General features: G+C 34.6%; 15 protein-coding genes. 10 read left to right on the top strand and 5 right to left on the bottom strand.

Features of this window, described 5'->3' with window-relative positions:
• The 4 genes from ACP5SL_RS05690 to ACP5SL_RS05675 form a co-directional block, all read right to left on the bottom strand.
• Positions 1 to 330 (bottom strand): helix-turn-helix domain-containing protein (locus tag ACP5SL_RS05690; RefSeq protein ID WP_428228322.1); only part of this gene is annotated, 330 nt, incomplete at its 3' end.
• 63 nt (positions 331 to 393) lie between these two features.
• The gene (locus ACP5SL_RS05685) at positions 394 to 660 is read right to left on the bottom strand and encodes a hypothetical protein (RefSeq protein ID WP_428228321.1); all 267 of its coding nucleotides are present in this window, start codon (positions 658 to 660) and stop codon (positions 394 to 396) included.
• A 76-nt stretch (positions 661 to 736) separates the two neighbouring features.
• Positions 737 to 1084: an ABC transporter permease gene (locus ACP5SL_RS05680; protein ID WP_428228323.1), complete on the bottom strand. Its 348-nt coding sequence runs from the start codon at positions 1082 to 1084 to the stop codon at positions 737 to 739.
• A gap of 69 nt (positions 1085 to 1153) precedes the next feature.
• The gene (locus ACP5SL_RS05675) at positions 1154 to 1864 is read right to left on the bottom strand and encodes an ABC transporter ATP-binding protein (protein WP_428228320.1); all 711 of its coding nucleotides are present in this window, start codon (positions 1862 to 1864) and stop codon (positions 1154 to 1156) included.
• Between the two features lie 337 nt (positions 1865 to 2201).
• On the opposite strand from ACP5SL_RS05675, the gene ACP5SL_RS05670 reads away from it, so the two are divergent.
• From ACP5SL_RS05670 to ACP5SL_RS05625, 10 genes are all read left to right on the top strand, one after another.
• The gene (locus tag ACP5SL_RS05670; RefSeq protein ID WP_014558392.1) at positions 2202 to 2660 is read left to right on the top strand and encodes a 30S ribosomal protein S15; all 459 of its coding nucleotides are present in this window, start codon (positions 2202 to 2204) and stop codon (positions 2658 to 2660) included.
• Between the two features lie 209 nt (positions 2661 to 2869).
• Complete coding sequence (locus tag ACP5SL_RS05665) at positions 2870 to 3334, top strand: 30S ribosomal protein S19e (RefSeq protein WP_014558393.1); 465 nt, start codon at positions 2870 to 2872, stop codon at positions 3332 to 3334.
• Positions 3335 to 3420: 86 nt separating this feature from the next.
• Positions 3421 to 3771 carry a DNA-binding protein gene (locus tag ACP5SL_RS05660; RefSeq protein WP_428228319.1) on the top strand — a complete coding sequence of 117 codons (351 nt, stop codon included), beginning with the start codon at positions 3421 to 3423 and terminating at the stop codon, positions 3769 to 3771.
• Positions 3772 to 3801: 30 nt separating this feature from the next.
• A complete protein-coding gene (locus tag ACP5SL_RS05655) occupies positions 3802 to 3957 on the top strand; it encodes a 50S ribosomal protein L39e (RefSeq protein WP_014558395.1) in 156 nt (51 codons plus the stop codon).
• Between the two features lie 11 nt (positions 3958 to 3968).
• On the top strand, positions 3969 to 4313 hold the full coding sequence (locus tag ACP5SL_RS05650) for a 50S ribosomal protein L31e (RefSeq protein WP_014558396.1): 345 nt from the start codon (positions 3969 to 3971) through the stop codon (positions 4311 to 4313).
• A 57-nt stretch (positions 4314 to 4370) separates the two neighbouring features.
• On the top strand, positions 4371 to 5048 hold the full coding sequence (locus ACP5SL_RS05645) for a translation initiation factor IF-6 (protein WP_148683759.1): 678 nt from the start codon (positions 4371 to 4373) through the stop codon (positions 5046 to 5048).
• 280 nt (positions 5049 to 5328) lie between these two features.
• Positions 5329 to 5589: a 50S ribosomal protein L18Ae gene (rpl18a, locus tag ACP5SL_RS05640; RefSeq protein ID WP_428228318.1), complete on the top strand. Its 261-nt coding sequence runs from the start codon at positions 5329 to 5331 to the stop codon at positions 5587 to 5589.
• Positions 5586 to 6008, top strand: a complete 423-nt coding sequence (gene pfdA, locus ACP5SL_RS05635; protein ID WP_148683760.1) for a prefoldin subunit alpha — start codon at positions 5586 to 5588, stop codon at positions 6006 to 6008. Before rpl18a ends, pfdA begins: the two co-directional genes overlap by 4 nt.
• Positions 6009 to 6023: 15 nt before the next feature.
• Positions 6024 to 6947 carry a signal recognition particle-docking protein FtsY gene (gene ftsY, locus ACP5SL_RS05630; RefSeq protein WP_014558401.1) on the top strand — a complete coding sequence of 308 codons (924 nt, stop codon included), beginning with the start codon at positions 6024 to 6026 and terminating at the stop codon, positions 6945 to 6947.
• A 4-nt stretch (positions 6948 to 6951) separates the two neighbouring features.
• Positions 6952 to 7518: a YhbY family RNA-binding protein gene (locus tag ACP5SL_RS05625; RefSeq protein WP_148683761.1), complete on the top strand. Its 567-nt coding sequence runs from the start codon at positions 6952 to 6954 to the stop codon at positions 7516 to 7518.
• On the opposite strand, the gene ACP5SL_RS05620 is transcribed toward ACP5SL_RS05625, so the two are convergent.
• Positions 7513 to 7936, bottom strand: a 424-nt coding sequence (locus ACP5SL_RS05620) for an isoaspartyl peptidase/L-asparaginase (RefSeq protein ID WP_428228317.1), incomplete at its 5' end; no start/stop codon positions are given. The genes ACP5SL_RS05625 and ACP5SL_RS05620 overlap by 6 nt on opposite strands.

The following is a 7936-nucleotide window of genomic DNA, read 5'->3' as shown; positions in this document are numbered from 1 at the left end:
CAGCTTTTGTTTAAGAGGTATAACTTCTTTATCAAGCATCACAGCTGGCTGGTTAAGGAAAAACTCGTAAAACAACGGAACTGCCGTAAAAATCCTGCTTCTTTCTTTTTTTTCGGCTTTAATCAAATAACTTTTCATAAGACTGTTAATTGATATCGAAATAGTTGAAAGGCTTAGTCCAGTCTCCTTTGAAATATCCTGCATGCTCATTGGTTTGTTGCTGAAAAGTAACGTTGTATATATTATTATATCTTTTTCGGCAAACCCCCAACGCCTTAGAATTCTTCCAGCCAATTCAATACAATCCTTTAAAACTTTATTGGAAGTCATGGTTAAACTCCATTATTAAAAAATAAAAAATAATTTTTAAATTTTTATTTGACATGCTTGAAATTACTTCTTTAAAGCTACCATGACACCGCCTATCAATGCAAGTATAGCTCCAATTTCCCAGAATCCTCCATCAAAAGGCATTGTTATCAATGCAAGCACAAACGTAGTCCAGCCAATGGCTGCTGGAGATCTTTTGTAAAATGGTAAGATGATAAACATGATGATGCTGATTGTTATTTCCGTCCAACCCACTGTGCTTATTCCGCCATAATGCCACCCGTAAAATGAGCTAGCAGCAAGTACAGCAATACCATCAATTATAATCAACAGGGCACCTATGATCGCTATCCAAAAACCCCACCTGCCAGATGACCCAAATTTTTCTTGATTTATTTTCTTCTGTTCACTCGTTTTTTTTCACCTTAATATAATAGTTGTCGTCGTTAGTTTTAAATTTTTCTAAAATTTTAGAAATGTTATATGTAAAATTATTCGGAATGACAAAAACAATGCGATAATTTCCATTCCTCATCAAGTCGTAAACAGTGCCATTAGCGAAGACTTTAACGTTGCTATTTAAATCGTTCTTTATAAAGTTGATAAAATACTGAGAAAACGTGCCGTTGTCATAATTTATAACAGCAATGTTGACACCAGTCATATTTGATATTTCAGAGATTTTTGATATAGAATATCCCATAACTTCTCCAAATATAAAAAAGATAACAATAGGCACAACTAGCATCGTAATAATGATCTTCGGATCTCTAAATAAGTCCTTGACCTCTTTTTTTGCCAGTGTTAAAAACTCAGACCCTGCTCATATTCCGACAGCCCTCACAAAAGCTTCTTCTAGATTTTTAGCGTCATATTTCTCCTTTATTTCTTCAGGGGTTCCTTCGACAATTAACCTTCCATCATACAAAAACGACACTCTGTCACACAAGTTCTCAACTTCCAGCATGTTATGGCTACTTAATATGATAGTAATTCTTTTTACTTTTGAAAAGTCTTTAATCGACCTTCTTAATTGAAGCGAGTATAGGACATCTATACCGTTAGTCGGCTCGTCTAGAATTGCCAACTTTGGCTTTACCATGAGAGTTCTTGCTACTTGCAACCTTCTTTTCATTCCTTTACTATATGTTTTTATCTTATCTTTAAGTGCATCGCCCAGCCCAGAAATTTCTTTCCCGACTTCTATAAAACTTTCATCTACTCCATAAATTTTTGCGATATACTTAAGATATTCTATGCCCGTCATATTCGGGTAAGCTCCAGCTTCTTCAGGAAGGTAGCTAATGATTTTTCTAACTTTTTCAGGTTCCTCTGCCACATTTATGTTATCTATATAAACTTCACCGCTTGTAGGCTTAAGAAGAGTTGCTAATATTCTAAGCGTTGTCGACTTTCCAGCCCCATTCGGACCTATTAATCCATATATCTCTCCTTCATCAATATTAAAACTTATTGACTTTAATGCTTCCTTTTCTCCATAATTCTTTCTTAGATCTCTCACTGTAACTAACATGTTTATTACCTAGAAAAACAGTTTTGCATGTCATAAAAGTTTATGTTTTGGTGTTTATGTTATTTCATGCTATTTATAAATCTCTCTGCAATCATTATGCTTACTCCTTTTTGATGACACCTTCAAACACCTTACTTTTCGTTGAGAATTTAAGATCATTGCTGTATGAAGACCCCCATCCTGGCACAAAGGCGTTAAGCTTAAAAACGTTTTTAAATTAAAAAAAGACTAAAGAAAATTGCTTTCAAAGTAGGATTTGTCTAATTGGAAAAACGGCGTTCAGCCGTCAAAGACATCTAATATGAGTATAGCTTATAATTATAGAGGGGATTGATGAATGAATAAGAAAAGAGAGAAGGGCAAGTCGCATAGTACGAGACCAGTGAGCGTTGGCACGCCTAAGTGGTTAAGACTCGAACCCGAAGAAATTGAAGAGTTGGTAGTAGAATTAGCGAAAAAAGGATATCCACCGTCAATGATAGGTATAATTTTGAGAGATCAGTATGGTATACCTTTAGTTAAAACCGTTACAAATAAAAAGATAACACAAATACTGAAGGAAAGAGGACTATTACCGCAAATACCTGAGGACCTTTACAATTTAATCAGAAGGGCGGTAAACGTTAGAAGGCATCTTTCAGAACATCCTAAAGATGAGAATGTAAAGAAAGGTTTGCAAGAAATAGAGTCTAAAATAAGAAGACTTGTCAGATATTATAAGAGGATAGGAAGGTTACCTCCTAATTGGGAATACTCTCCTGAGACTGCAAAGCTATTAGCTTCTCAAAGTTCGTAATTGTGGAGTATGTATTTGAACCTATCAATTTTTAGAATATTCCGGTTGTTATTTTTAACTCCTAAAATTTCAAGATGTTTAAAGATACTGGTTAGCTATAAGTATTTAAATGTTTAAAAATTCATTATATTTAAAAACCGTTGTTAAAAAATAATTCAATGGTTAGGAATACAATATAATAATAAAATGATAGCACTGGTGTAAAAATCATGGTTAATGCTATGCAAGTACCCCCTAGTATATTGGTTGAGAGATTGGCAAAATATTTAAAAGAAAACTACAGCGAAGTTATCAATCCTCCAGAATGGAGTAAATTTTCAAAAACGGGCTCATATAAAGAGTATATTCCTTTGCAGGAGGATTGGTGGTATTATAGAGCAGCATCAATATTGAGGAAGCTATACAAGGCAAAAGGACCGGTAGGAATAGAAAGGTTCAGAGTTATCTATGGCGGAAAGAAAAGGTTTGGCTCATCTCCACCGCACTTTAGAAAGGGTTCTGGTGCAATCGCCAGAAACATTCTAAAACAGCTAGAAAAAGCAGGACTGGTGACAAGAATATCTGGTAAAGGAAGAACGCTTACACCTAATGCTGTTTCACTCCTAGATAGAATCTCAAAAGAAATAATGAGTGAATTGGCTGAGCAAACCCCTGAACTGAAGAGATATTTATGATCAAAATTTGTATAATTAGAAGTTGTTTTTTAATAAAAGCTAATTAAAGCTTTTTGCAAATTATAAATATAAAGTAGGTGTAAAAAATGAGCGACGAGTATAATGATGAAGAGCTAGCAGAAATAGAACAGAGAAAGCTTTTGGAGCTTCAGAGAAGAATGGAAATGGAAGAGAGAAGGAGAAGAGCCACAGAGGCAGAAGCACAGAAACAAGAAATTCTGAGAAAAATCTTAACCCCACAAGCTAGAGACAGACTGAATAATGTGAAGCTAGTGAGGCCAGATCTTGCAGAAGCTATAGAAAACCAATTAATTGTGCTTGCGCAGAGCGGGAGAATTACAGAACCCATTACTGAAGAGCAAATTAAAGAGTTATTAGCTGAAATAACTACTAGATCAAGAAAGGAATTTAATATAAAAATAAGAGAAAAAGAATAAAGAAGTATTAAGAAAAATGGTGAAAGTTTTATGGCTCATTACAAGCCATTGGCAAGGAAGTTAAGACTTTCAAAAGCTTTAAAATCAAATAGTCCTATTCCTGTATGGGTGGCTGTAAAAACAAAAAGAAAAGTAAGATTCAATTTTAAGAGGAGATTTTGGAGGAGGAATAAACTAAAAGTATGAGAGTGGTCTAAATGAAGGGTAATGAGCTCGAAGAAGTCATAAACTTGAGAAAAGTTTATTCTTCCAGGAAGACGAGCAGAGCAGCTAGGGCTATTAGATATATAAAGGATTATATAAGGAGAAGGTTTCACACAGAAGAAATTAAAATAGATGACTCAGTAAACAAGTTAATATGGAGTAGAGGCATAGAGAAGCCCCCAAGAAAATTAAGAGTTAAAATAATTGCAGAGGAAATGAAAGAAATTAAAACTAAGAGCGGAGAAGTAAGGAAACATCCTACTAAAGTTAAGGTTGAGTTGCCAAAAGTTGAGAAAGTCGAAAACAAAAATAAGAAAGAAAAGGGGAAGGAGGAGTAATTTTTTAATCATACAATACTTATGCTTTAAAACTTTTTGTATTTTTAGGTGCAAAAAATGAATTTTTCCAAGCTCTCTGTATTTAGGAATCATAACATAGGAGTATACATATTTAGCAATAACAAATTCGCATTAGTTCCAAATGGGATTTCTCATGGCTCAAAAAAAGTTGTTGAAGAAACATTAGGAGTAGATGCTATAGAAACCACTATAATGGATACAAGAATTATAGGAGTCCTTGTCTCAGGTAATGATAGAGCAATCCTTCTTCCATATGCAGTAAAAAGCGAAGAAATTGATCGCTTAAAAGAAAGCATAGGAGGATCTGTGAAAATAGGAATTATTGATTCCAAGTTTACTGCTTTAGGAAATTATATAACTGCTAACAATAAGTTTGCTTATATCTCGCCTTTGCTTGAGGACGAAATAGCTAGGAAAATAAGCGACTTGCTAGATGTTAAGGTAAGCAAGAAAAGCTACTTGGGTATTTCCATTATAGGATCAATAATAGTATCAAACGATTATGTAGCTTTTGTTCATCCAATGCTAAGCGACTCTGATGCTTCAGAAATAAAAAATGACATGAAAGTTGAAGTAGTTCAGACGACAGTAAATGAAGGAGTTCCATTTGTAAAGTCTGGCATAGTGGCGAACAACAATGGAGTTTTAGTAGGTAGTGCAACGACAGGAACCGAAATTCTCAATATTACCTCTCTTTTAAATCAAGAGATCTAGCAATCTACTTATAGTTTTGTAAATAATTTTGACTCTTCTCGAGATAAAGTTCCCTTAAGTTGGATTATAGATTCTTTACAGCTGAAAGCCTCTCCGCCCCAAAAGGCAATGAGGTCAGTAATAAAAGATAAAGCTAGAAAAACTATAATTTTCATTCCACCTTGAAAGGTGAGGTTTTCAACTGAAAAAGAAGACTTATTAAGTTTAAAACTTTCTATATTCATGAAATAAAAAATATTAATCTAATATCTAATCAATTCCTTACAGTGGTGCTTCAATAATGACTCAGGTTAAAGTTTACAGAATTTCAGGAGAAATGCTCATCTCTCATGATCATTTCCCAAAATGGCAGAAGTTTAATTTGGAGCTGACAGGAACTAGCGAAAAAGATGCTATTAACAAGACATATTCATTGCTTGGTAGCAAGCACAAACTAAGAAGATTTCACATAAAGATTAATAAAGTAGAAGAAGTTGACAATAAAGAAGCCGTTTCGAAGAACATTCAGGATTTGTTAGCTATTGATAGGTGGAATATATGAGCAGAACAGTTCAAATAGATGCCGAAGCCCTTTTACAAACAGTAGCAAATCTTGAGAAGTATTTGGAAAGCCTGAGGAATGCAATAGGTTTGCTAAATGAAAGACTTTTAGAGGTTAAAATCGCTAGAGAGGCCCTTAAGAGAATTAATAGCGAAAATACAAGTGATATCATTGTAAGCATGGATAAGGATAGCAATCTCATGGTAAAACTGAAGGCAAATATCGATGGGAACCCTTTAGTTCATTTAGGTCTTGACATATATGCGGAGCTTCCTTACGATAGGGCTGAAAGCGTGCTAGCTGAAAGAGAAAATAGTATTACCGAAGAGCTAAAAAGAATGAGTAAGGAATATGATGAAAAAAATAAGGAATATCAGAAATTGCAGAGCTTAATATACGCTCTATCTCAACAAAGATAATTTGTGATTTAAATTATGTTTAGTAGGCTAAAAAAATCTATAGAAAGCTTTTCAAATTCTTTAGCGGAAAAATTTAAAACTAAGGAGATCAAGCCGGAAGACTTTGATGAAATTGGAAATGATTTCTTGCTGGAGTTAGTGGAGAACGACGTAGCATATTCAGTTGCAGAAGAAATAATTAATACATTGAAAAATACCATTATTGGAAAGAGAGTGCCAAAAAACAGCGATATAAAAGAAAGCATTAAGGAGGCTCTGGTTGATTTTATAAAGAAAAACATACCGGAACCAGATTTGGATATTATAGAGGCTATTAAAAATAAACAAGCTAAAGAAAAAAAACCGTTTATTATTATATTTATGGGGATAAATGGAGTAGGAAAGACTACTTCCATTGCAAAGCTGGCAAACTACATAAAAAAGAACGGAATGACCCCGTTAATTGTCGCAGCAGATACTTTTAGAGCAGGATCGCAAGAGCAGTTGCAAGTTCACGCAGATAGATTGGGAGTGCCGATAATAAGGGCTAAGTATAACAGCGATCCGGCTTCCATTGCATTTGACGGAATAGCATATGCGGAAAAGAAAAATATACCGGTTGTTCTTATTGATACTGCAGGAAGGATGCATGTAGACAGGGACTTAATAAATGAACTTAAGAAAATTATAGACGTTGTTGGATATGATTTGAGACTGTTAGTAATAGATGCATTATCAGGCAATGACTCAGTAGAGCAAGCGATCGCTTATGAGAAAAATGTCGGATATGAGGGCTTCTTCCTAACAAAAAGCGATGCTGATACAAAGGGCGGTGTCGCTTTAAGTATTTCTGTAGAAACCAAAAAGCCAATTTACTTTTTAGGAACTGGTCAGAATTATGATGATATAGTACCTTTCAATAAAGAATGGCTGATAAAAACGCTGTTGGGAGAAAAATAGAAAGATGAATAAACGAAAAAAGTATGTGAGATTAGCTTACAATGAAATGGAGAGAGTTTTTTATAAAGCAACATTTCTGTTTTTTGAGTACCGTTCAGTTGATTTTCTGAGATACGGTGGCAGATATATTAAAAGTATTGCTCAAAAAACGAACTTGCCAGTCCGAGATGATTTAAAGCATTTCATTTGTAAAAGGTGCGGAGCCATACTTATACCTGGAGTAAACTCCTCTTACAGGATACATTCAAAAAGTGGAAATTCATACTTGAAAGTGAAATGCTTAAATTGTGGATATTCTAAAAAAATCATATTTAAACCTAGAGATGTGGTGAAAAGCAAAATGGTCAGAGCCGATATCAATATTGGAAAAAACGGCATTAATGAGAGAATTATAAAAGAAATAGACACAAGATTAAAGGTAAAAAAGGTTGTCAAAATAAGAATTAATAAAAACTTTATCGAATCAAGTGGCGAAGAAAGAGAGGAAATCGCAAAAAAAGTTTCTTCTCTTCTTAACGCAGAGTTGGTAGAAATTAGAGGAAACACATTCATTTTAAAAAGAAATTTATAGCGGTATACCTCCAACCTCAGGAGATTGCATATCCTCAGTAAATACTCCATATGGGAGCGCTTCTGTGTTAAAAATTCTGCCATAGTTGCCTCTTATATCGGCCATTATTATTCCAATTGTATTAGTGCTGTACATTCGATTGACATATTCGATTAAATCTTTTCCCACAAAAAGAACGTTTCCAGCTAAAGTTCCCCTTTCTACAATCCATCTAGTAGCACCTGTCAAAATTATAACTTCCCCTATTCCAGTGGCTGCAGCTGCAGCGAAGTGATTAGCATAATACCCTGCGCCGGGAATAGGCGTATCCCCAATTCTTCCTGGCATTTTTCCTCTTATTCCTCCGGTGCTTGCTCCCGCTGCAGTGTCGCAATCCGAACTAATAGCGATTGCTCCTACGGTATCATGGATCCAATTC

The organism is Fervidicoccus sp., from assembly GCF_049967375.1.
Taxonomy (GTDB): Archaea; Thermoproteota; Thermoprotei_A; order Sulfolobales; family Fervidicoccaceae; genus Fervidicoccus; species Fervidicoccus fontis.
The sequence above is the reverse complement of the archived record's forward strand: the minus strand, read 5'-3'. Positions and strand labels throughout refer to the sequence as shown.